The sequence below is a fragment of the Paenibacillus sp. 276b genome (assembly GCF_900107875.1).
In the GTDB taxonomy this organism is placed as follows: Bacteria; Bacillota; Bacilli; order Paenibacillales; family Paenibacillaceae; genus Paenibacillus; species Paenibacillus marchantiae.
Window position 1 is genome coordinate 2,021,170 of the sequence record NZ_FNRR01000001.1, and the last position, 25,471, is coordinate 2,046,640.

18 protein-coding genes are annotated in these 25,471 nt (G+C 46.8%); 4 read left to right on the forward strand and 14 right to left on the reverse strand.

Translation table 11 applies throughout. The features are described from left to right. Nucleotides 1-81 precede the first annotated feature (81 nt). From BLV50_RS08490 to BLV50_RS08535, 10 genes are all read right to left on the reverse strand, one after another. Nucleotides 82-1,353, reverse strand: a complete 1,272-nt coding sequence (locus tag BLV50_RS08490; protein ID WP_090806981.1) for an alpha-L-fucosidase — start codon at nt 1,351-1,353, stop codon at nt 82-84. A gap of 40 nt (nt 1,354-1,393) precedes the next feature. After that, nucleotides 1,394-3,106 (reverse strand): DUF4091 domain-containing protein, encoded by a 1,713-nt coding sequence (locus tag BLV50_RS08495; RefSeq protein ID WP_256337897.1) that lies wholly within the window; start codon nt 3,104-3,106, stop codon nt 1,394-1,396. Between the two features lie 112 nt (nt 3,107-3,218). Continuing rightward, entirely contained in the window at nt 3,219-4,910 is a 1,692-nt protein-coding gene (locus BLV50_RS08500) for an ABC transporter substrate-binding protein (RefSeq protein ID WP_177031142.1), read from the reverse strand. Nucleotides 4,911-5,018: 108 nt separating this feature from the next. After that, nucleotides 5,019-5,918, reverse strand: a complete 900-nt coding sequence (locus BLV50_RS08505) for a carbohydrate ABC transporter permease (protein WP_063562736.1) — start codon at nt 5,916-5,918, stop codon at nt 5,019-5,021. A gap of 29 nt (nt 5,919-5,947) precedes the next feature. Next, nucleotides 5,948-6,934 (reverse strand): ABC transporter permease, encoded by a 987-nt coding sequence (locus BLV50_RS08510; protein ID WP_371129236.1) that lies wholly within the window; start codon nt 6,932-6,934, stop codon nt 5,948-5,950. A 235-nt stretch (nt 6,935-7,169) separates the two neighbouring features. Further along, nucleotides 7,170-9,392: a helix-turn-helix domain-containing protein gene (locus tag BLV50_RS08515; protein ID WP_090806985.1), complete on the reverse strand. Its 2,223-nt coding sequence runs from the start codon at nt 9,390-9,392 to the stop codon at nt 7,170-7,172. Between the two features lie 267 nt (nt 9,393-9,659). After that, a complete protein-coding gene (locus BLV50_RS08520) occupies nt 9,660-11,570 on the reverse strand; it encodes a DUF4832 domain-containing protein (RefSeq protein WP_177031143.1) in 1,911 nt (636 codons plus the stop codon). A gap of 202 nt (nt 11,571-11,772) precedes the next feature. Continuing rightward, nucleotides 11,773-12,609, reverse strand: coding sequence for a carbohydrate ABC transporter permease (locus tag BLV50_RS08525; RefSeq protein ID WP_072733229.1), 837 nt, complete (start codon nt 12,607-12,609; stop codon nt 11,773-11,775). A 12-nt stretch (nt 12,610-12,621) separates the two neighbouring features. Then, nucleotides 12,622-13,491, reverse strand: coding sequence for a carbohydrate ABC transporter permease (locus BLV50_RS08530; protein ID WP_090806989.1), 870 nt, complete (start codon nt 13,489-13,491; stop codon nt 12,622-12,624). 75 nt (nt 13,492-13,566) lie between these two features. Then, nucleotides 13,567-14,856, reverse strand: a complete 1,290-nt coding sequence (locus BLV50_RS08535; RefSeq protein WP_090806991.1) for an ABC transporter substrate-binding protein — start codon at nt 14,854-14,856, stop codon at nt 13,567-13,569. A gap of 312 nt (nt 14,857-15,168) precedes the next feature. Here BLV50_RS08535 and BLV50_RS08540 point away from each other — a divergent pair, with 312 nt between their 5' ends. The 4 genes from BLV50_RS08540 (at nt 15,169) to BLV50_RS08555 (ending at nt 22,142) form a co-directional block, all read left to right on the forward strand. Further along, entirely contained in the window at nt 15,169-16,707 is a 1,539-nt protein-coding gene (locus BLV50_RS08540) for a glycoside hydrolase family 31 protein (RefSeq protein ID WP_090806993.1), read from the forward strand. A gap of 336 nt (nt 16,708-17,043) precedes the next feature. Continuing rightward, nucleotides 17,044-18,681 (forward strand): response regulator, encoded by a 1,638-nt coding sequence (locus BLV50_RS08545; RefSeq protein ID WP_090806995.1) that lies wholly within the window; start codon nt 17,044-17,046, stop codon nt 18,679-18,681. An 18-nt stretch (nt 18,682-18,699) separates the two neighbouring features. Beyond that, nucleotides 18,700-20,433, forward strand: a complete 1,734-nt coding sequence (locus tag BLV50_RS08550; protein WP_063562744.1) for a sensor histidine kinase — start codon at nt 18,700-18,702, stop codon at nt 20,431-20,433. Then, a complete protein-coding gene (locus tag BLV50_RS08555) occupies nt 20,427-22,142 on the forward strand; it encodes an extracellular solute-binding protein (RefSeq protein ID WP_090806997.1) in 1,716 nt (571 codons plus the stop codon). Before BLV50_RS08550 ends, BLV50_RS08555 begins: the two co-directional genes overlap by 7 nt. A 95-nt stretch (nt 22,143-22,237) precedes the next feature. On the opposite strand, the gene BLV50_RS08560 is transcribed toward BLV50_RS08555, so the two are convergent. From BLV50_RS08560 to rbsB, 4 genes are all read right to left on the reverse strand, one after another. Continuing rightward, a complete protein-coding gene (locus tag BLV50_RS08560) occupies nt 22,238-22,993 on the reverse strand; it encodes an SDR family NAD(P)-dependent oxidoreductase (protein ID WP_072733233.1) in 756 nt (251 codons plus the stop codon). Nucleotides 22,994-23,304: 311 nt separating this feature from the next. Beyond that, nucleotides 23,305-23,877: a TetR/AcrR family transcriptional regulator gene (locus BLV50_RS08565; RefSeq protein WP_079693871.1), complete on the reverse strand. Its 573-nt coding sequence runs from the start codon at nt 23,875-23,877 to the stop codon at nt 23,305-23,307. Between the two features lie 101 nt (nt 23,878-23,978). Then, nucleotides 23,979-24,344 carry a hypothetical protein gene (locus BLV50_RS08570; protein WP_090806999.1) on the reverse strand — a complete coding sequence of 122 codons (366 nt, stop codon included), beginning with the start codon at nt 24,342-24,344 and terminating at the stop codon, nt 23,979-23,981. Nucleotides 24,345-24,530: 186 nt separating this feature from the next. After that, on the reverse strand, nt 24,531-25,460 hold the full coding sequence (gene rbsB, locus BLV50_RS08575) for a ribose ABC transporter substrate-binding protein RbsB (RefSeq protein WP_063562748.1): 930 nt from the start codon (nt 25,458-25,460) through the stop codon (nt 24,531-24,533). Nucleotides 25,461-25,471: the final 11 nt, after the last annotated feature.

Genomic DNA, 25,471 nt, shown 5'->3' on the forward strand with positions numbered 1-25,471 from the left:
TAGATTTGAATTCCTTTGGATGAAAAATAAGAAACAGCGACCACGTTCTGGTTACTGTTTCTTATTTTTTTTCATATTAATTTAGCTTAATGGATCTGGAGTTCCGCCACCAACATGATGGAAGCTTAGTTCCTGAAGTACTGCCTCTTGGTCACTTTCGATGATTTCAACAATAACACCCCGAATTTTGATCGCAGGGATACGAATAATTGCCTTATGACCTATATGTTGCCCTTCATAAATGGTCACAGGTCGTCTTGACTTCTGAGTAATGATGTCAATCTTGAAGCTTCGTATATTTTCACCAGCTGTAAGATCCTCTTGGATGATAACGTGGTCGAGCAACTGGGGCACCTCTGTCTCGTAAACCCACGATTTTTCAATTCTTCTGCATTGCTCGATTGTTGCAAATGGACGTTCGAAACGGCGAATTTCCGATCCGAATTCCAACAGTCTCTCTACGTCTTTCTGTGGAAGCAGACCGTTGCGATCCGGTCCAATATTCAGGAGCAGGTTTGCACCACGGCCAACGGAATGATAATAAATGCCCATAAGTTCTTCCGTACTTTTCAGGGTAAGTTCATTGCTATCGCTATAAAACCAATCTCCCCTAATTTGGACGTCACATTCCGCTGGCAGCCATAGGTGTTCAACCAATTGCTCTTTCTTTTCTGTCAAAATTGAAAACTCCGTTGAATCCACTTCATTCCAGCATGGAATAGGTGCAATACCATCCTCGTTCCCAACCCACCGAAAGTCGGGGTCACCCATATTAAAAATTAAAATATGAGGCTGCAAGCGGCGAATTTCATCAATAATACGTTTCCAATCATATGAATGTGCCTCAGAGCCACAACCGTCAAACCACAGAATATCGATGTCGCCATATTGCGTGAGCAACTCTGTGATTTGATTGACGAAATAATCGTCGTAGGCCTTCGCATCTTGGGTGTAAAAGTCAGCTGAACCATCATACGGTGAATAGTACAAGCCTGGTTTCATATCATATTTTCGGCAAGCATCAACAAATTCGCGTATGACATCCCCTTGCCCACCCTTCCACTGAGAAGCCGCCACACTAAATCGACTGTAGTCGGAAGGCCAATTGGAAAAGCCGTCATGGTGCTTCGCAGTTAACACAGCATAGTTCATTCCGGCTTCTTTGGCCGACCGGATCCACTGCTCACAGTCTAAGTCAACAGGATTGAAAGCAGCCGGATCCATCTGCCTTTCATCGAAATCGACATATCCTTCATAAAAGGTGCGAAGTCCGAAATGAAGAAACAATCCAAATTCCCATTTTTGAAAAGCAAGTTGTTTGGCTGATGGCGTTAATTTTTGAACAAGATTCATATGATCACACCTTTCTCATCCCATTGTTTAATACAGCTGTTCATTCTGTTTGTCCGTTCTCAATCTCATATAATCGATCGTAGTCCTCGATATTAAAACTGTATAATTGCATGGCCGTTTTGCCAGAGGAGGGTGCAAGCTCTCTCGGATGATCGAATCGAAATACTCGCTGGAGAATCTTTTCAACCTGCTCTTCCTGTCCATTCTGCTTTGCTATCTGCATATATTCATAATCGCGGATGCCTCGCTGCAGCCACTTATAACGTAGTGAAAGCAGCGGTTTGCCCCTTTTTCCCGGGTAAACGAAATTGGTATCCCCAGCCTTCCAAATCATAGGACGATAGGAAAGCCTCTCCAGAGGTTTGTCGGGCCACACGGTATAATTCCACCGTAGAAAGCCATCCAATTTCAGCTTTTCTGCGAGCCAAGGGATCACCCGAGACTCAATTGACGGCGAACTGAGGAACGTGTTGGGTTTCTCTGGCGAGCAGCAAACGTAAAATGTAAATGTCCCCTTCACTTCTTTTCTTAGCTGCTCTAGCTGTTCATACTCTTCTGCAGCACAGTCAAGCACAGGCACATAATCAACGATTCCTTTAATATGTTTACGAATAAATTCGGTATGATTGATTGCTGCTTTATAGAGGAATGATGGCGCCATCTCGCGTAAGCATGCTAAACTTTCCTCAAATAAGCAGATATCAGCCGGTTCATCCGCAACAACACGAACGCGGTCAATCCACTTTTTCGAGATAAAATGCTGCTCTAATGCCACTACATAAGCGCTAAGATCTGATTTATTTCGGATAAACTTATAGCTCCCGGTTTCTTCATCATAATAGCGGACGCGAATGGCATCGGGGTAATCATCCACAACTCCCCCAAACCCTTCATCCTCATGCTTCCAAATATTGATCAAGCCGAATACTTCTATTTCTTTGCATATTCCGTGCTTCTCTCCTATCTCAACATACCGATCCAAGTGCGTAAAATCATAGTCAAATCGACCGTCGCTCCGTCTCACGATTTGAACGATACTGTATTCATTCAAGTCGGATGGCTCAGCATCGATAAATGATCGTTGTCCGCTCCATGGCTCCTCTGAAACAACAAGCGTCAACGCCTTTTGTCCGAGCTGAGATAAGCTGTGAAGATACGAATCAAGAAGCGTAAAATGTTCATCGGTCCAATAGGAAACATCATATTTTCTTGCAATATTACAGTTATGCTGCCACAAGTCCAAAACGAAAGTATAATTTTGAGGCTCTGGCAGCACTTGTTCACTGATCGTTAAACGAAACGTCAGTTCTTTCTCCAAAACCTCATCCTCGAACATCGTATGCGTGTAGAATTTCAGCTTGCCTTCATATTGACCGCTTACAACGGAATCATCGGCATGAAGCTCCACCCACAAAGGTTGGATCTGACGCTTCCTAAGCCATTGATAGGGTTCATCCAGCAGAACATCTGAAGTCATAACGCGATTATCGTCCTCAATTAACCCGATTAGCTGAAGATCGATCTTGCAGGGAGCATCCGTTTCCACCTCACAGCGCACGATTTTGATCGGCCCGCCCTTCCATAACAATGCATCCCGGTTAATCGTAACGAGCATATCCTCTTGATCTGAGCTGACCAATGCCTGGAAGGCGGCGCTGTCATTTTTACAGCAGCGAAGTTCCAAGTGTTTCACCTGCGTGTCTTCACGTCCCTGATTCCACCAATTGGACGACCACATATACTTATAGAACATGTTTTGCAAACCACAGTTCACTTTAAACTGCACCTCCGAGTCTAATCTGAAATCCTCCAGGTCCTCCTCCAGGTCAGACTTGAAGGTAGAATTATTTAGGGGAAATTTCGAATTATTTCGTATCAATTGCCTTCTGGTAAATTTCTATATACTGACCAAGCTGCAGACCATCCAGACCTTTTACATAAGAATCCCATTCTTTCTCGATGTCCTTGCTGCCCGTAATGAACTGAGCCATGTTTGACTTGACGTAATCTCGGATTGATGTTTTTAGTTGAGCCGCAACCTGAGTGTCTTCCAATGCTATGAATACGCTGGATGGATAATTCTCCTTCGATTGGAACGGCTCATATTTGGCTGATTCACGCTTCAGACGAACCTCGTAAGCGCCTTCAGCAAGCGGATCCTGCAGAGCTGCCCATGAGTCACGATACTGGTATGTGCGGAGGGACGGTCCAAGCTGATCCCAGCGATCATTATACGTAATTTTGGTTTCACCATCAGAAATAATTGCATAAGTTGCCGGTTTGCCGTCCATACCCAGCTCGCCATCCTCCGCTTTGCGCCATCCTTCACCTTCTGGACCATGCTCTTGATTCACAATGGCTTCTTCTGTATATAAATAGTCGGCCAAACGGATTGCGGCAATTTTCTGTTCATAAGTCGCTTTGTTCGTAATGGCCATTTGCGACACACTTACTCCCGCAAAGTATCCTGCTTGCTGCACACCGTTCGGTCCTTTAAGGGGAGGCACGGTGACATACTCTTTATGACGCGGGTGTTTGTCATCTGGGCTGTGGGCGTAACTGATTAGAGCGGTTGTAATGCTGCCAATCACATTCGCGTCTTGACGGTTGCCCAACTGCTGGATGGCATCGGAGTTCTGTGTGAATGATGCTGGATCGATCAGGCCTTCCGTATAGAGCTTGTTCAGGTACAATAATCCCTGCTTCCATTCTTCCTTATTGGCGACGAAATCCACTTTGCCGTCCTTTACCTGGAGAAAAGTCCCGTTGTCTTTGTCCACCTGATCGTCGATGATAAACGAATTCATCAAGAAGGAAGCGACGTTCCCTGCCCACATGTCGTCAGCGCCGGTAAGCGGAATTTCGTCTTTTATACCATTACCGTTCGGATCATTTTCTTTAAAAGCTTTTAGCACTTCATAAAACTCGTCCGTTGTTGACGGCATCTTCAACCCAAGCTTATCCAGCCAGGACTGATTGATCCATAGCTTCTGTGCATAGTTGCAGTGATAGCACTCGTTCACTTGCGGAAGTGCATATATGTTGCCGTCCGGTGAAGTGATAGAGCTTTCCAGGTACGGCAGTTCAGCCATTGCTTTTTTGAAGTTAGGCGCATATTTATCAATCAAGTCGTTCAGTGGAATAAACACACCCTCTTTGCCGTACTTCATCTGCTCTTCTTTGGTTAAGCTCCCATGCAAAATTACTTCAGGATAATCACCGCTTGCCAGCATCAATTGTTTACGGTCGTTTAGTGCTTTTTCAGGTACAAGATCCCATTTTATTTGAATATTCGTCTTGTCCTGGAGGTATTTCGTGAATGTATTGGTTTCCATATTCTCTATGACGGCGTACTGCGGAGCAAACATTTTGATCGTCATGGGCGTATTGACAATCGGATATTCTCCAACGGGCGTAAACACGTCGCTTGCTTCTGGTGCACTCGCAGAAGGTGTATTCGTAGTTGTGCTCGAATCCCCGCTACAGGCGCTCAAGACGAGTGATAAACAGAGTGCAGCTCCGAGGACGCAAGAGAATGACTTTTTCCATGTTTTCATAGTTATGACCCCTCCCATTTATCGAACATTAATTTCAATTACGGAAGCATTCTATCTGGTCTTCAACCCCTCACCCCCTTAAATGCTGGTTGAGCTACCTCCCCGTCACTATCCTTTTAATGAACCGATCATGACACCTTTAACAAAGTGCTTCTGCACGAACGGATAAATGATCAGGACAGGTGCACTTGCGACAACGATAAGTGAATATTTAAGCAAGTCCTTCAATCCTTGCTGCGCCAACATCTGATCAACATTGGTCACCATAGTCGGATCGATCGAGTTTAGAATAAGAATGTTACGCAACACGATCTGTAACGGGAACAAATCTGGAGATTTCAGGAAAATCAATGCATCGAAGTAAGCATTCCAGTGGCCCACAGCATACATCAACGTCAGCACAGCCAAAATGGGTTTGGAGAGCGGAATTACCATACTGGTAATGAACCGGATGTCACTACAGCCATCGAGTTCGGCAGCTTCCGCAATTTCCTCGGGAATCGTGGTCTGAAAAAAGGTCCGAGCGACAATCACTTGAAACACCGCCATGGCTCCTGGCAAAATCATCGCCCAACGTGTATCGAGGATATGAAGGTTTTTTACTACGAGATATAAGGGGATAAGCCCTCCTTCGAACATCATCGTGATGACTAGAAGGACCATGATGAAATTACGGCCGTAGAACGTTTTTCTGGCGAGCGGATAAGCAAGCATAACAGTCAAAGCAACGTTGACTGCTGTACCTATGACTGTATAATAGAGCGAGTTCAAGTAACCGAAAACGATTTGTGGATTTCGAAACACCGCTTTATAGCCTTCCAGCGTAAAGTCGACGGGTAACAGCCACACCTTGCCGGATACGACGGCTTGCGGTGAGCTAAACGATGATGAAATGATAAAGATGAGCGGAAAAAGGACGACAATCGTCACTACGCTCAAAAAAGCATAGACACCGAGTAGAAACAAACGATCACCATACGATTCCCGAATCCTTGACGCTTTGAACATATTTGTTCCTCCTTTCTGCTGATTTGCTGTTACCATAAACTCGAATTGGATAATTTCTTGGCAATGTAGTTAACGCTCACAAGAAGAATCAGATTGATGATCGAGTTGAAGAAACCGATTGCAGTCGAAAAGCTGAAGCTGGAGCTGAGCAGTCCCACCTTATACACATAGGTAGAAATGACTTCAGAAGTGCTGATGTTTAGGGGATTTTGCATCAAATATACTTTTTCGAAGCCAACTTTCATGAAATTCCCTAAATTCAATATGAGCAGAATGACGGATACAGGGATAAGGCTCGGTAAGTCAATATTAATAATTTTCTGCATCCGGGACGCACCATCCACTTTTGCCGATTCATATAGTTCAGGATTGACTCCTGCCAAAGCTGCAATGTAGATAATCGCACCATAACCTGAAAATTGCCATACATCCGACCAGACATAAATCGATTTGAACAAGCTCGGAATTCCCATGAAATTTGTATTTTCAATGCCGAGTAGTTGTGTGAACTTGCTAATAATCCCAACACTTGGCGACAAAGTTACGATGAGAATAGAAACCATGATAACGGTTGAAATAAAGTAAGGCGCGTAGGTGATCATTTGTACACTGCTTTTGAAAAAACCGTTACGAATTTCATTTAATGCAAGTGCCAATAGAATCGGAGCAGGAAAACCAACAAGCAAACCGTACATATTAATGCCAAGCGTGTTCTTCAAATACAGCCAAAAGTTTGGTGATTCAAAAAATTGTTCGAAATATTTCAGTCCGACCCATGGGCTACCCCAAATACCTTGGATGACGTTGTACTCTTTGAAAGCAATGACAACGCCAGACATAGGTATATACTTGAAAATGACCAAATACAGCAACGGCAGAAATACGACCAAGTATAACTGCCAGTGACGCTTCATTTTTTTCCCAATGAAGCGTAATGATGATTTGCTGTCAGGCAATGCCGGTTCATGTGGCTGGCCTTGCATTGAAGTTTCGGGTTTCCTGATTCTCTTTTGCATGCTTGACATATGCTCCTTCTCCTTTCGTTCGATCTGATTGTTTGCGCTTACATTCTACATAGTAAAGTAGGATAACGAGGTGCAGCAAGAAACAATAATCGTTAACTTAACCGTCTTCGCATGGCCTGAAAATGCGCAGCAGCTCCGGTGTTTAGCCGGAGCTGCTGCATGAAATACATTATGAAACTGCTGGGTAAGCAGGCGTAGCAAACCATTTTCAACCAGTTAACCAAATTCAACCGATCTGTCTGCGTGCTGCTTCTTCGCGGAATTCGCTTGGGGAGTAGCCTACCACTTTCTTAAACACACGGCTGAATGAGATCGCGCTTGTATAACCTACCTTCTCAGCTACCTCCTGCATGGAACCTTGTGTTTCCGTGAGCAAGCGCTTTGCGGCCTGCAGGCGGATGTCAATCAAGAAGTCGACGAATTTCTGTCCGGTCTCTTCCCTGAACAGCTTGCTTACATATTTCCCATTAATGTTAAAGATTGAACTGAGATATTCAAGCGACATGTTCGGATTGGCATACTCCTCTTCGATCATTTTCCGCATATCTCGAATGGTAGCTGCATGCAGACGCCTGTTTTGCGCTTCCTTCAAATCTGTGAAAAAGCTGTTCAACACGCTCAAAGATTCTTCCCGCATTTGCTCGAGTGAATGGCACTCATCTATGATTTTACTGAGCCTTGGTAACCCATCTCGCATCCATATTTCTTGGACCTCTTTTGTCATCCCGGAGATTTCCAATCCCAAATAGTAAATAAAATAGTTCATCAGATTTGTAATTTCATCTTTCGTTAACAATCCTAGCTTCATTTCATTCATGAGCTTGTCATACTTCGTCTTCCATTCGTCCTCAAGAAGTCTGAACGACTGGATGATGGATCGAATTACGTTTAATTGTGAGAACACCTCAACCTGACCGTGATTTGCGATGTGTTCGCTAGTAATGAGCCTGTTTTCTCCTAACACTATTTTATATTTAAGCGCCCTAAGCGCCTCTTTATAAGAATTTGCGACGCTGGAAAGCTCTTCAACCTGCTCACCGATACCTACCGTTACCGTAAACTTCAGATTTTCCTGTACCCACACACGAACGCTCTCGAAAAGTTTGAGTGTTATGGAAGTACTTGCTTCCTCCTCGCTGTTCATAATTACCATGACGCTTAGCTGAAATGCCGAAGTCCACTCGGACCAAAGCGCGAGCTCATATTTTGGAGCAAGCTCCTGAATAACACTGCGTAGCGCGAATTTAAGAAGGTTTTGGTCTCTGCGGGAGTATTGGCAGCAAAAATCACTGTATTTATCCATTTCGATCACAAGTACGACTTGTTTATTAAACGAGTATGGAAGCTGAAGACTGTTTGTTTCTCCTATCCATTCCTCATGGGTTAAACCCATGTCCCCTTCAATGAGTTGGTGGAACAAGTACCTTTTTCGCAGATGCAGATCTTCATCGTGCTTTTGCTGATACTGATTCGATTGCTCAATAATATTGGACAAGGCCGATTCGATGAAGGAAAATTCATCTCCCAACTCCTTGGACAAAGGTAGACGGTAACCGCGGATTCGCGCCACAATCTGTTCCAGCGGTCTTGAATTGCGTCTGGTAACATAGAGCAGCCATACAAAACCACCCCCGATCGTCACGATACCGATGATAAACCAGACATTATATAATGAAGAGATTACATGGAACAACTTTCCATTTATGAGTCCGCTTTGGTAGGACCATCCGGTATAGCTCGATACATAATTGGAGAAAATCTTTGATTGCTCTTTAGAATGCAAGTCACTAAACAAATCGTTTCCCGCGGCGTCCCGAATTCCGATAAAGCTTGTTTTTGAATCGTATAGGTCAGCAATACTGTTCTGCAACGAATCAGTTGCCACATTGACGACGATCATGCCTTTCTTGCCTGTAATAAATGGCGCTCCCCGTACCAAACTAACGACAGGCTTACTCCCTTTTGTAGAAAACTGCTCGAAGGTTCTTATGCCCGACCATTGCTTGGGTGCGAGCGGATCCATAGCCTTTTTAATAAATGGCTCGTCTCTGTAGTTGCTAAGTTGATCACTTGTCGCATTACTAAGCACGAAATTATCTTCATAACGCACAAAATAGATCGAATCAATCATGGGGTAATAGGATATCATATCCTGCATTTTTTTAACTGCGCTTATGTTGATGAAAATGTTATTCTTCTCTTCATTATTGAAGAAATCAATCAACTGCTTATTATTTATGGTTTCCGACATTATCATATTGTCTATCGCCTTCAGGGAAGTATCGATCAGACGCATCGCCTGTAATGACAGCATTTTGTTGGCGTTAAGCGCCTCCTTACGGCTTTGTTCGCTTAATATCTGAAAAAAAACAAAAAACGTAAACGTGATCACGACAATAAAAATCGGCATATAAGAAAACAGCAATCGATTAAATAACGATTTCCTCATATCCAGCCCCCAATTTTTTAAACGGAATGATATATATTTACATATTGTACACGCTTACATCTGAAGACGTCCATACAATACGGCATGTCCACCCCTCAACAGTATGTAGATTAATCGCCTCTTTTTTAGCCATACAAAAATGCACCCCCTAGAATTTCATCGGCCAAACCCAGGGGTTTTTCCAATGTCCATTCTAAGGGGTGCACTTCACTCAACAGTAAGAGTCATTCTCTTAACTGTCTAACTGGAAGGGATGGCTGACCTTCTTTACCCTCCCGAACCGGTAGGGTTCACACTCACTAAGATGCGGTCGATATCTGGGGCATAACCCGTGGGCTGTGAGAACAGCAACGTATTGGACCCCGCCTGCAGATGTACTGTCGTCTCCTGTGAAGCCACTGTTGTCCAAGCGCCGGAACTTGGGAAGCTGAGCGATGTACCAGCCGCTCCATTTACACTTAATATGGCGGAGCGGCTCGCTTCACCATTCAAGTACTGGATCGTCAATTTGTAGTTGCCTGCTGACGGCACTGTTACACTATTAAACTTCAGCGTGCCGCTACCGTTGCCTAAATAACCCACCTTTGCCCCACCTGAGCAAGTCGTGCAGTTCGCAATGACCGCTGAACCTGCTAACGTGTTTCCCGCTGCCTCTGCCTCATAGGCGCTAACACCTGAATTCGGAGGTGTGACTGGCGTCACGGGCGGGTCAGCCAGTAAAGTAGAAGTCGTAGCACTCCCAGAAACGTGGAAACCGGACAGTGTTAGCCAGCCATTTAGGTTCGCGTCCTGACGCGTGTTCGCAAAACGAATGGTCTTGCCGCCGGTGAGTGGATTGACAATCCGCATGACTAACCTGTAATCCCCTGCGGGAAGGTTGTGATTCGCACTATACGAGAAGGAATAGTCCGTGTCTCCAGGCAAGATGCTTTTCAGATTCCACGATTTCGTGCCAAGCGACTTAACCCATGTATCGGAGGAATTCAGTACGCCGAACTCGACCTCCCAATTGTAGTAAAACGGAGCAACGCCCTTGTTCTGGAGTTTGACGTTGACTTGCAATGAGGACGCCGATGAATCACTCAGCTGCACCGATGAATTGTACAGCGTATAACCAAGCATTTTATGAGCTCGCAGCGCATTAAGCTTAGCCGTCTCGTCAGGCAAAGAATTTTTGTACACACGATCGTACATTAGCCAAGAGGCGTGTGTCGTTTCGACTGAGGTCTGGAAGTCTTCACCGTTTTGGTTGGGCCAGTGCTGCCAAAAACTCGTATCCTGCTGGAGGGGTGGGTATAATTCGCCACCAATCGGATGAGTCTTCCAGATGTTCTGCAGGCCGTTCTGCGTAATCAAACTCCAGAATCCCCAGTCATTTGCGAACAACGTTTCGTACGAAAAAGAATCATCATGGTAGCCGAAAGCGTTTTTCAAATCTGCTGTACTCGCCGAATAAGGATACCTGGCCAGTACCTGGGTCTTCTGGAATGCGCTCTTGAATGCCGAAAGCAGTCCGTCACGGTTACTCTGGTTCATCTCCCAATTCGTTGGGTCTGTATTGTAGGGCCATGTATGCCACTCTCCCCAAAATCCGTATAATCCTGTTGTCAGGAAGCCAATCCGAGGATCGCCATCATAGCGGGCCCCAAGTGCGGTGACGAACTGTCGCAAAGCCTGATTCAGATTTGCGTCGTTCCAGTCGGGGGCCAGACTGTGAGTGGATGTATCATGATTGCCGTTCTGATCATAATCTCGGGTCATAAGCCCGCCATTAATTAGAAACTGCGGAATACCGCTTGTACGCCCCGGGTAGTCAACGTAGACACGAAAAGCCGCCTGGTTGCCCCGACTAGCGATATCATTTAGATAGGCATCCAGCGGTGCCCAGTTGTATGTGTTCCAATCCGTCATCAGGTCACGAAGTGAAACGTAGAACCATTCCATGCTGTGCGGAAAACTGTTGTTCGGATCAACACTTTCCGAGGGAAGCTTGGAGAAGGGTAAAAATCCCTTCAGTGGATTTAGCTCCAGCCCTGCTTTGTTCGGGTCATAGGTTTGGGCTTGCCACTCCCCTGACGCATAGGCATGGTTGGGCTTGAAGTTCATAAACATTATCGAGCCAAGTAGACAAAAGACGACCATCATCAATCCTAGCCTTGCGATTCTTGCATTCGACATTGCATCTTTCACTCCTGTTCGCATGAGATTAACTATTAAATATGGCAACGAACTTGCTCGCCAGTCTCACTCACCCCCTCTCCAGCTCGGAACTCCAAGCATGAACGAGAACACACCTCGTCTCTACTTGATGCAAAAAGCTTAGTAAACGTGGTGGTACGCTCAATCCATTTTCCAGATTACATCGGCGTAATTCAAAAAATCATCCCTTACTGGCACTGAAGGCGACACCCTCAATAAACCGCCGTTGGAAAATAAAAAACAGTATGAGCATCGGAATAACGGCCATGAACGCACCAGCCATCAATACAGGATAATCCGTACCGAACATGGAGACAAGTGTGGCAAGGCCTGCCGACAGCGTTAATTTTTCCGGTGAGCTGTTGATGATAAGTGGCCACTGTAGTTCATTCCATGACCAGAGTAGTTGGATGATGACCACTGCAACCAGTGCTGACTTGACAAGGGGCAGCATGATGTAGCGAAAGATTTGGAACGGATTGCATCCGTCGAGCACTGCCGCCTCCTCCAATTCTTTGGAGATGCCGAGGAAAAACTGGCGCAGCAAAAAGGTAGCAAATGGGCTGACGAGCGAAGTGATCCAAAGTGCGGTCGTCGTATTCACCAATCCTAGTTTGCTCATCATCAAATATTGCGGGGTATAGAACACCGGGTTGGGAATCATCATGACCGAAATGATCAGAAAAAAACACAGACCTCTGCCCGGAAAGCGAATGCGTGCAAATGCAAAGGCCGCCATCGCGCTGAAGACGACAGGGAATAATGTCTTCATGAACGCAGCCATCAGCGTATTCGCATAATAATGCAAGAAGGCCGATTGCCTAAGGGCGTCTATATAGCCTCGCAAGCTCGGCTCGGCAGGTAATATCGTAATCGGAATCTGGGTCGCCTCCGTCGTCGTCTTGAGCGACGTAAGAATCATCCAGAGAAATGGAAGCACCATGACGGCTGCGCCAGCGATCAGAACCAAATGAATAATAAGGTTGCTTCTATGCTTCGAAGAGACAACTCTGCTCACTTTTGTACCTCCTCAATCGTAAATCACCCATTTTTTTTGCAACATGAATTGGATACCCGTCAAAACCAGGTTGATCACCAGCAAAATGTTGACAATCGCTGCTCCATAGTTCTGATCGTAATAGATAAATGAATTTTGGTAATAAGCGTATACAAGAGAACGCACGGCCGGTAGCGCAACGTTCGTTTTACCGATAATCAGATAGATACTGTCAAAAATTTGTGTGGCACCGATCACAAGCACGATCGACGTAAAAAATAGTGTTGGTGTTAATAGCGGAAGCGTGATGGAACGAAACTTGCGAAAGCCGACAGCGCCATCAATCTCAGCCGCCTCATACAGAGTACGTGGAATGCCTTGAAGCCCAGCTAGGATCAGCAACATGTTAAAGCCAATCGCTCCCCAAACACCGACCATGACAAGAGCATACATGGCGAACCGCTTGTCAGAGATCCACGCGATGTGTGTGCCGAGTACAGAGTTTAGTAGTCCGTAATCCTGAGCGAAAATAATGACCCACACCATAGCAGCCGCGGCTGCCATCGTAACCTGCGGTAGAAAATAAATGACCCGGTAGACAGCCTGGCCCTTGATCTTAGCGTTCAGCAGTACGGCGAAGAACGTCGAAAGTATAATCGTCGTAGGTACAAATAACACAACATAAAGTATCGTATTACGTAGATTTTGCCAGAACTCTTCATCCATAAATAATCTCTCGTAGTTGGCCCAACCGACCCAGTGGTTGACAAGGCCGAAGTTTTCGGACTTCAGGAAGCTCAGATAGATGGAATAGACTGCTGGCCAGCTCCAGAAAATGAGCGTTCCGATCAATGTCGGAGCGATCATCATATAAGCCCATATATATCTGCTTTTCGAATGCATTGCCTTCACCTCATTTGTGCCATAGGTATTCCGTTAACCGGAATACCATCGACAATTTTGCCTGACGTAGGGCGCTTACTTTGCGCCCTCAATCGCCTGATTCATCATTTCCGCCACTTTCTTGGCGCCTTCTTCGATTGAAATGGCGCCGCCCCATGCCTGTGACATAATTTCTGCTTCTTTCGAGAACCAGACTGGGTACGATTTTGAACCGCTCGGGTACGGAGTCGCGTCCGCCGCCTGATCAATAAATACCTGCAGGTTCAAATCGGGATTGTTCTTCACCCATGCGTCTTGCGTGTTATTGAACGCCGGAATCGCGGCACCCATCTCTGCCGTGATCTCAGCGGCCTCCTTGGAGCCGAGGAATTTCAGGAACTGCCATGCTTCATCCTTGTGCTTACCCTTAGTGGACATGACGTTGCCAATGCCATTAATGATATTGCCACGCTTGACCTTCCCCTTCGGCAGGGGTGCCCAATCGTACTTTCCTTTGATAATTTCACTACTCGCCAGATTGCCGTTGTCCCAGGACCCGTCGAAAATCATCGCGAGCTTGCCGGACTTGAACATTTCGACCGAATCCGTGTCGGTCATCTGCTGGTGCGTCGGCGAAGCCTTGTCAAGAATCATCTGGTAACGGGCCTTTAGTGCCTCAATCGAAGCCAATTCGTCGTAGCCGGATTTGGTCATGTCGTCATTTAAAATAAAACCACCGTTCGCTAACATGTCGTTCCAATAGCCCGCTTGGGTGTCCAGCTTTGCGCCAAAACCGTAAATGCCCTTGTCTGGCTGACTTAGCTGTTTGGCGACTTCAGCAAGCTTGGCATAATCCCATGTATCGTCTGGATAAGGAATGTTCGCCTGATCGAACAGCTCCTTGTTGTAGGCCAGACCAATGGTATCGAAGTCCTTTGGAATACCGTAGTTTTGACCGTCCATCGTATAGATGGAGACGAGGTTGGACGCGTAGTTGTTCAGATCGATTTCATTGGCCTGCACTTTGTCCGTGATCGGCTCGAGGAACTGGCCTTCTGCGTACTTCATAAACTGACCGCCATGCATCCAGAATACATCAGGCAGCATTCCCGCTGGCGCTGCGGCGGACATCTTCGTCCAATATTCGCCCCAAGGAATAGCATCAACTTTCACCTTGATATTCGGGTGCTGCTCAGTGAACGCATCGGCGATCGCCTCCATTGCCGGCTGCTGGTTTTTGTCCCAGATCGTATAAGAGATCGTAACGTTCTTCTGGGCACCACCGTCGGTAGCCCCGCCCCCGTCGTTAGAACTATTACAGCCCGCCATCAACGAGACAAGAAGTAAGCTGGCGATCCCTGCTACCATTTTTTTTCTTATATTCATCATCAAACTCCCCTCGACTTTTCTTGAAAATGAAGTTGTACTCTTATGTCCAGCAATCATGCTCCAAAAGCTGGAGGACGGAAAAAATGCGCGTTTTTTCCGTCAGTCGATCGTCGTGAGCTCTTGACGTTCTCATCATAAATCAGGAAAAATCCGGTTTAAATGCCCAGATTTTAAGATTCAAACCACATTTTTAAGATCCCCTTCCCAACTGCGGATGATCTCTGCATAATAAAACGCGTACCTAAATTCAAACGATTGGGGCAAATCATCCACAAGATTTTGTCCGCAATTCCAAAGGAGAATTCTCCCATGAATAATATCTCAATCACCCGGTTGCCCGGTGAGTACTGGTGGGGCGGTGTGATCAACGATGGCAGCTCCATGCCGTTTGGCCAGACAACATATACGAGGGATTTGCGTGTGACGGATGACAATCAGGCCTCGCCTTTGCTGCTCTCCAATAAAGGCAGATATATTTGGAGCGAGGAACCGTTTGCTTTCCATGTGGACGGGAATGGACTCTCGGTCTTTGATAACGCAGGTGAAGTCGTCGTGGAAGAGGAACATAGCTCCCTGCAGGGAGCATACCGTCATGCTGCTGGCACACACTTCCCTCCTTCCAAGCAAATGCCCGACGCTCTCGTCTTCACGGCCCCGCAGTACTGTACCTGGGTCGAGATGTTCTATAACCCCACGCAGGACAGAATTATCCGTTATGCAGAATCAATTCTAGCGAACGGGCTACCGCCCGGCGTCCTCATTATCGACGACAATTGGATGATGGATTATGGCATGTGGGACTTTGACAAGCACAGGTTCCCGAATCCCCGGGAGATGATCGATACGCTTCATGGCATGGGTTTCAAGGTGATGCTCTGGATGTGCCCATACGTAAGTGCGGACTGCACCATGTTTAAGGAATTGCGGGCGGGTGATCTGCTTCTAATAGGCGTGGACAACGCGCCAATCATCCGACATTGGTGGAATGGGTACAGCGCAGTTGTGGATTATACGAAGGAGGAAGGTGCGGCCTGGTTCAAGCGGCAGATGGATCGTCTGATCACTGATTACGGTGTTGATGGTTTTAAGCTTGACGCCGGCGAGCCGTTCTTGCCGGGCGGAGCGGACACGACCCAGCCAGTTGCATGGACTCGTCCCCTGCGTCAGCTTGAAGACTGCGAAGCATATGCTAATCTCGGAGTTGGCTACTCGCTGGTTGAGTTGCGGATGTGTTGGAAACTCGGTGGCCAGGGACTCATCCAGCGCCAGCGGGACAAGACACATACCTGGGACGCCACTGGGCTCAGCGGACTCATACCCAACGCGATTGCTCAGGGACTGCTTGGTTACGCATTTAACTGCCCCGATATGATCGGCGGCGGTATGGACGGCGATATCAACTCCCCGGAATTTCACTTTGACAGCGAGTTGTTCGTAAGGTACACCCAGTGTGCCGCACTGTTCCCAGTGATGCAGTTTTCCATGGCACCCTGGCGCGTGCTGAAAGGTGAGGAGCTAACCTGGTGCCTTGACGCTGTACAGCTAAGATCCGAGCTTGGTCCCGAACTTCTGGCGCTTGCTCGCCAAGCCACTGCAGACGGTTTACCGATACTGCGCAGCTTGGAGTTCGAATATCCCGACTGCGGCTATGAGCTCGTAAATGACCAGTTTCTCCTCGGACAGAATCTGCTCGTTGCGCCAGTTGTCGTCAAGGGACTGACATCCAGAAACGTGGTTTTTCCTGAAGGTCAGTGGCAGGACGAGGATGGAAATATCATCAACGGGCCTACCGAACTTCAAGTTGATGCGCCCCTCTCACGTTTGCCTTGGTATCGCAAAATCCAATAGGAGGTATGTATATCTCCATGAAAAAATAAAGCTGGCTCTGATTGGCGCAAACGCCCGAGGGCTGCCTAGCTATGCTCCCTATGTACTCGCCCATTCGGACGAGGCCGAATTCGTAGCAGTCGCCTCCGCTCAGGCCTCGCTTGACAGCCATCTGATGGCATTCGCTGCCGAGGCGTCAAGGCTGAGGCAGGGATTAGTCGTCGAGATGAGCGAATTCAAGGCAACGATTCTGGCGTCTTGGGCCTGCAATTGACAAAGGAACAGTTCTGCTCAGATAATAAAAAGGTTGAAGATATGTCAACCGTAACAAGCGAAAACTGACTGGGGGATTTACGCATGTATGAGCTACTAATTGTTGATGATCATGCTCATCTCGTGGACAGTCTCGAACGCACCATGCCGTGGGAAGCGCTCGGCATTGGCAAGGTTCACAAGGCTTTCTCTGGCGAAGAGGCACTCGAACATTGCAAGAGCTATCCCGTCGATATTATCATCACCGATATTCGAATGCCCGGGATCTCCGGCCTGGAGCTGATCGAGCATATAAAAAAATACGACAAACACTTCAAAAGCATCCTGCTATCCGGCTACGGCGAATGGGACTACGCACAGGAGGCGATCAGACAACAGGTGGATGGTTATCTGCTCAAGCCAGTCGACCAAAGAGAGCTGGCCGACATGCTGCGCCAACTTACGGAAGCGCTTCATCTGGAATGGGACGAACGGGGAAAACAGGTGAAGGCAATGAGCATGCTCAGCGAACATATGCCATTGTTTCGAGAAAAGCTGCTTATGGATCTGCTTCAAGGTAGGAAGCTTGCTCCCAAGCTTCTCGAAGAAAAAATGGCTTATTATCGGCTGCCGTTCTGTCCGAGCGACGAAACTGCAATATGCCTCCTACGCATTGAATCGTCTGCTGAGGAGTTGAACTGGAAGGACCAGTCCCTGCTCTCCTCGGCCGTCGCAAATATCGCTGAGGAAACCTTCTCGGAATTGTTTCATGTCTGGCACGGGCGTGAAGCGTACGAGCATGAAGTCTTCGTTCTCAAGGTACGGGAAGAGTCATGGCTAGCGCGGGAGAAGGAGCCGGAGCTTAATCGGCAGCGATCCCTCGAACATTTGGCGGCCAGGCTGCAGCAGCACGTCAGACACTTTCTCAAAAGCAGCATTTCAATCGTCGTGAGCCATTGGCAGGTCATGGCTCACGGCCTGCGTGAAACTTACCAGGACGCACTGGCTATACTCACCCGTCATCTTGGCGGTGAGACGGACCTCTTAATCCGCCTGCAGGACGCCTTAGTGCCGGAAAAGCCCTACCGAGTCCATAGTCTTTACGAGTCACCCACGTTGATCCAGTTGTTCGAAATTTACCAGTGGGAGGCGATCTCTGCCAAGTGGGACGCCATTTTCCTTGAGGTGACAAACAAACGAATGGATTCACGGGAAACGCTCCTTGAGCTCTATTATCACGCGATGGGCGCCTTCAGCTTTTTTGCCCACAAAAACGGACTCAGCCTGCTTGAGATCATCCCTCCAGAGCTGGAAAAGGCCTCTGAAGCCAACCGTTTCCGCCATATGTACCAGCTTCAGGATTGGATAGTACTCACGCTCGAGCGATTGCGGGAGATGACCAAAAGCGAATGGAACAATGAGCAAGTAGCGCTCATCCGTAAGGTCCAGCAGTTCATCACAGCGCATCTCGCGGACGCCACGCTGCAGACGGCAGCGGATCACGTCGGCCTGCATCCCGCGTATCTGTCCGCTCTGTTCAAAAGCAAGGCAAGCGAAAATATTAGCGAATATTTGTACAAAGTGCGCATGCAGCGCGCGCGGGAAATCCTTATCGAGCAACCAGAACTCAAGGTTAGCGACGTTGCGACGGCAATCGGCTACCATAAGCCGCAGTACTTCATCAAGTTGTTCAAAGAGCATTGTGGACTGACACCGCAAGACTTCCGTCATCAATCCTCCTGACCGAACGGGGACATTATAATGAAACTAACCATTTTCACAAAAATTGTACTTGTCATCTTTCTATTGCTCGTCTCTACCCTGCTTCTGTACTACCTGACCAATCGCTCCAGCGTGCGGCTCATCAAGCAGGAAATTCAAAGAGTGAAATTGAATGAGCTTACTTTCCTGGCCGGAGACATCGACAACAATCTGTCCAAAGTATCGTCCTTTAGCGATTTTCTCGTACTCGACAAAGATGTGCGATTGCTTGCGACTCCTTCCTTTCTGGAAGGAGATTTTGAGCTGAACAAGTTGAAACTGCGGGTATCGGACAAGTTGAACCTGTTGCATGCCCTGAACAACTGGAACGCCGAATTTATGGTGATTTACGATGAGGATAGTTCATCTTTCTCCTCCACGTCCTCTTCGTCAAAGTTAAGCGAACTGTACCTGGAGACGCACTTCCGTCCGTTCTGGCAGTATGAGCAGACGGGCGATGGCACGTATTTGACGTATTATTTGGCGCATCCGTACACCTTCCGCTTTGATCCGGAGGAAGTGTCTTATGTCGTCAGGGCCAAGATCGACACCAAAAATGTACTCGCCTACTTGGACCGCGCCAAGGGAACGAACGACAACAGCACAATCTTGTTGTCTACGGCCGGGGATGTGCTTGCAAGCGACACAGGGAAGCTTCCTTTCATCCGTGAATTGACAAGCCGACTTGAAGTTGGTAAAGAACTGAGTGGTAACCGACTTATTAAACTGAACGGTGAGCAATACCTCGTTAATTTCACTGCTCTGAGTAACTTTAAAGATTGGTACATCGCCGACTATACCCCGATCAGTGAGGTGCTCAATCCGATCTATGCCAACCAGCGTCTCTACTACTTCTCTAGCGTTTTCCTACTTCTGTTCAGTATCCTGCTCGCCCTGCTGTTATACCGGGACGTGCAGATTCCGATACGTAAACTGCTCTGGGGCGTGAGGAAAATCACATCCGGTCAATATTCCATCAAGCTCCACCAAGAGAGCAATGACGAATTCATGTATTTGTTTGAGCGCTTCAACGAAATGTCCAAAGAAATCAAAGAATTAATTGAGAGGGTTTACATGGAACAGATACGCTCCAAAGAAGCAAAGCTTCGGCAGCTCCAATCCCAGATCCAGCCGCACTTCCTGTACAACTCGCTTGCATTTATCAAGAGTATGACCGAGCTTGATGAGAAGCAGGCCGTCATTGACATGTCTATAAGCTTAAGCCGTTATTTCCGGCAAACGATCAAGTTCGAGAACACGTATACAACGGTGCGGGATGAGCTTGAGCTCGTCCGGTTATACCTGACGATCCAGAGCCTTCAGATGGACCGCTTCGTTTTCACCATTGATGTCGAAGAGCAGCTCCTCGATATACAGGTGCCGCGACTGCTTCTACAACCGCTCGCGGAAAATGCCATTCTGCACGGCATTGAGGCGCTGCGCATGGTTGGTGACATCCGAATTCGTGGCTATTCCAACGGTGAATATTGTGAGCTGATTGTGGCGGATAACGGCTGTGGTGTCGAGCCCGGTCGACTCGACACGCTTCGTAATGCAATCTACTACGGCGCGGACGCCAATACTGCGTGGGCGCTTCACAATGTATATGAGCGGATGAGAGCGATGCTCGGCTCAGAGGCCGATATGGAGCTGGCTAATGGAGAACTGGGTGGACTTCAGGTGACGTTGCGCTGGAAAGTGGTCCGTGAACAGGAGGTAACAGAGATATGTTAATCTGGAAATGGTTGAGGCAGACAGGTCTGTTTGGCCTCGCGATCATCTTGTTTCTAGTCGTTATGATTTTCTCGTTTATCTTTTGGGAAGATCCAACGGCACCCTCCCAACTACTGAAGAAAGAAAACACTTCTGTCAGGCCTGCCCCTTCGTTCATCGGTGGAAAATATGAGTCTCCCGTCGACTTGACGACCGTTGGGCATCTGTACCCGGACATCGAGTTCAAAAACGGTGAGGATCTGCAAAACAACGTACTGAGCCGACTGTTTGAGGACAAGCTTGGCATCAAGGTCAATTACCTCTGGACGACGACTGGTGATGAGGATGTCTACATCAATAAACTGAACACCTTGATCGCGACCGGTCAGTCCCTTCCCGACATCGTCACATTCAAGGGTGGACAAAATATGTATCCGCTGCTGCGCTCCGGTGCCTTCCGCGACGTAGGAGAGTTGTTCGAGCAGTATGCCTCACCCAAGTGGAAGGCAGCCATGGAGCAGGCACCCGAGTCGTGGGAGCGGTACATGATCAACGGCAAAAAAATGGCGATACCAATCCTCGACGGCAAGATGAATTCGAACGAGGTATTGTACATTCGTCAGGATTGGCTTGATAAGCTTGGTCTGAAGGCGCCCACCACCCTCGAAGAGATGGAGTCCGTCATGGATGCGTTCGTTCATCTAGATCCGGACGGCAATGGTAAAGACGACACCTATGGACTTAGCATCAGCTTGAAAAATTCGTTTTTCACCTGGATGTCGGATGCGGGATTTGTATTTGGGGCTTATGGGGAGATGCCGGATATCTGGAGCACAGACCCGGACGGGATGCTGTCTTACGGTACGGTCCAACCAAGTGTTCGGCAAGGTCTAACGACGTTAAAACGCTGGATGGAGCGAGGCTACATACCAAAGGATGCTGAGATTCTCGATGAGGTCCAAGCGACGGAATCATGGAAGCTTGGCAAGACAGGCATGATTGTGGCGCCGCTGTGGGCGGCCGGATGGCCGCTAGGGAACGTAACTGCGAAAGTACCGGACGCCCGGTTCGAGGCATACCCGATCCCCGTCGGGCCGAGCGGCTTATCTGGTACGCGTGGCACACCACCAGAGTATGGGGCAATTGCTATCAACGCAGATATGGCGAATCCCGAGATTTTTTTCAACTATATGAACTTTGTTTATGACAACTTCATTGATCCTCCTGCTGGCTCACCGTATCGCTGGGGTATCGCTGAAGGCTACGACTACGGCTATGAGGATGGCAAGGTGACATTTCTGGAAAGCCAGGTTCCGGGCGGTTTTGCAGACCCCCAGAAGTATCTCTTAAGCCTGTCTCTCCCCTCTGTCCCTAACCTGCTCAGTGAATCGATTGCTCGCATCAACAGCGGTGTATCCGATCAGACCTCATATGACATTAAAAACAAGCTGCTCCGTACACCTCAAGAGCTGAAGGGCTGGCAAATCGTTGAAAGCAATCCCTCCGTCTACAAGACAGATGCCTTCACCGGTGCACCTACGCCTACGATGGAAAAGATCGGTGACGCCCTTGACGAGTTACTGCATGACGCGATGCTCAAAATCGTATACGGGCAGGAGCCGTTGTCAAGCTTCGATCTCGTCGTCGCTAGATGGCACAAGCTAGGTGGCGATAAGATCACTGAAGAGGTGAACAACTGGTACACATCGCTGGAAAAAATCAATCAATAATCGTTGTTTTCTGTGGGTTATCTAAAAATTGAAAGGATCAGATAAAAACATGGCGCACAATGTAAGTTGTACGCCATGTTTGATGAAATATTAAATTAATGCAGCTCTGAAATGATGGGATAGATTGGGCTTCTCAGATTGAAATTGTAGTTCAGGTCTACAATCCCTACGACTTCGTTGTTATCATATAGATCTAACATGAAGCCTGCCATTTCTTTGGCAGTGTGGTATTTAGACATGTTTGCTTTGTAATCAAATTCTTCTGTGTCTAATGATTTCTTCACGAATTCCGTTTCCGTAATTGCTGGAGCCAGTACTTTTGCTTTTAATTTTGCCCCTTTTATTTCAAGTTCTTTGGCAAGCCCTTCTGTGAAGGCACTCACGTAATATTTCGATGCCGAATACGCAACACTCCCAACAGCGATGGCATATCCAAGTGCGGATGCAACGTTAATTAACTGAGTTCCCTCTACGTCTGCGTAATCTCGCACATACAGTGTGGAAAGGATCGTTAGGGACTCAATGTTCACACGCAGCATCGTTTCAACTTTCTCCAAATTCTGTTCTGCTACAAAAGAACCTTCACCGAGCCCCGCATTGTTAATCCAAGTCTCAATTTGGTATTTCTTAAGCGTGTTATAAAGTGTGTATGCCTGTCTTGTATCCGAAAGATCACTTGTATGAACAATAACATCTACTGTAGCATCAATATTCTGAATTGCTGATTTGAGTTCTTCTAATTTGTCCACTCTTCTAGCGACCAGGATTAAGTTTTTGCCACGTGCAGCAAATGCCAATGCTGTCTCATATCCAATCCCTGAACTTGCACCCGTAATAACAGTATATTTCATCCTATTTTCTCCTTATCAACATGTATTTTATATAGATAAGCTTTCAAAATAATTTTAGAACGATCGTTCTTGATATTGCAAAAAAAAAAGTTAGATCTAACTTGCTATTTAGAATATCATTTCTAGAACGAACAGTAAAGAATTATTTTCTGACTACTATATAATGATGTTTGAACAGGGAACTATGAGTTTTGCCAGACATGCGATACAAGTTCTTTATAACGTTAACAGAATAAGAACCTGTATCACTAAAACAAATCAGCCTTCGTGGAGACAACTCCCTCTTTGCCATCCAAGCTATAACTCCACTTTCAATCTAAAACGGATAATGTCATATCCATAATATTTGTTAATTTTTGCTGATCCGTAGTGGTCTTAACCAACGTACGTATGCCCACCCATGCATTCATCAAATAATGAGAAATAACTACAGGATCAATGTTAGCCTTGATTTCACCCTTTTGCTGGCCTTCCAGAACAAGGTTTCTCAAGAATTCCTCTGTTCGCAAGTAACTCTCATTAACCAAGGATGCAACTTCAGGATCCAATACGCCCAGTTCTACGCCTGAGTTTACAAGAAAACATCCTAAAGGTTGTCCTTCATTTCTTATTGTTGACTCAAACAATGCTCGAATGATCTCTTTGATTGGTTTTTGTGTATCAATCAGAAAGCTCATTTTGTTGGTCTGCTTCGTTTCATATCGTTCAAGAGCTTTCATAAAGAGAGCATGCTTATCCCCAAATGTATCATAGATACTTCTGCGGTGAATGCCCATAAACCCAACCAGATCCTGCATTGAAGTTTTCTCATATCCTTGGGCCCAGAACAATTGTATGGCTTTATCTAATACTTCATTAACTTCAAATTCTTTGGATCTTGCCATCCTCATCACCTCGAATAATCATTATACATTGGAGTGAACCATCGGCAAACTAAAAATGAACAAGTGCATAGATTACAGGGATGACATGCGCAAAAGAAGATTTATTTTTTCACAACGTCATCCATGGCTTGAACAGCTAATTCGAATGCCTTGATTCTTCTTCTTAAAAGCGTCTTTTGAGGGCTGCCCGCTTTGGACTTATTATAACTGTTCTCAAGTGATGGGAATAATCCAATCAGAACATTTCGAGCTCCTGCTAACTCTTCGTTGGTGAACTGATGAGCTTTTTGATTCCAGGCCATTTCCAGCATAGCCAAACCGACGTATAAGGCGTTAAGTCGTTTCTTTAATAAAGTAGTGTTATTCCCTTTCTGAGTCAAATTAGTCAAGGCGTTTTCGGATTTGCGTATGGTCGATTGGAAAGCTTGGATGGATTGCACTTGTTCTTCCTCTGATACATTTTCCATGTAGTGCTAACCTCTCCTTTTCTCATGCATACAACTAATTTACATTCCTGACGAGATGTAATCAATATTATACTGGGCAAAAACTACCGCAGGTTTCAATGTTAACTGTCTTTTTCACCGTAGCAGATGGATAAATTAAAAATCCCGCCCTAGACATTTTGTCCAGAACGGGACGTACTTGTTGAATTAATCGTTTGCGTTTTCCTTGGTCAACAGCTTCAATTCAGCAGGAATTGATTTTTCTACCTGCTTGCCGCCCAGTACATCCAGAGCAGCTTGCACCGCCAGCTGGCCAATCAGTACTGGCTGCTGAGCGACTGTTGCTGTCAACTTTCCGTCCTTAATGGATTTGATCGCATCATCATTGCCGTCAAATCCAATCACGGGAATGTCTTTACCAGAACTTTGGATCGCTTCGATCGCCCCCAATGCCATCTCGTCGTTATGGGCAAATACAGCCTGCACGTCAGGATTACCCTGCAGCAGATTCTCCATTACATTCAAACCTTTGGAGCGATCAAAATCGGCAGACTGCTTCGCAACCACATTAAGTTTTTGGTCAGCAATCTCGTGGAAACCTTTCCCCCGCTCTCTTGTTGCGGAAGCTCCGGGTACACCCTCAAGTTCAATCACTTTTGCTCCCTCGCCAAGCTGTTTTACGAAATATTCCGCCGCCATTTGTCCACCTTTGACGTTATCGGATGCGACCAATGCTGCCACGTCGCCTTTGTCTGCGGAACGGTCCAATGTAATTACTGGAATACCCACGCTATTGGCCGATTGAACAGCCGTTGAGATTGCCGCGGAATCCGCAGGGTTAATCAGCAGAGCATCCACGCCCTGTTGAATCAGGTCGTCCACATCATTGGTTTGTTTGGCTGAATCATTTTGAGCATCAACCACGATGACCTGAATTCCTTGTTTTTTGGCTTCCGCAACGACTCCGTCCTTGAGGGAAACAAAGAAGGGATTATTCAACGTGGAAACTGACAGGCCGATTTTTTTCTGTCCATTGCTTCCGGCAGAGTCGGGCTTAGCCCAACCCGGAGGCTCCAGAGAGCATCCTGCCAGAACGATCATCATTACGCTTACAAGCAATATGGTTAGTTTTTTCATGTTCGCTTCTC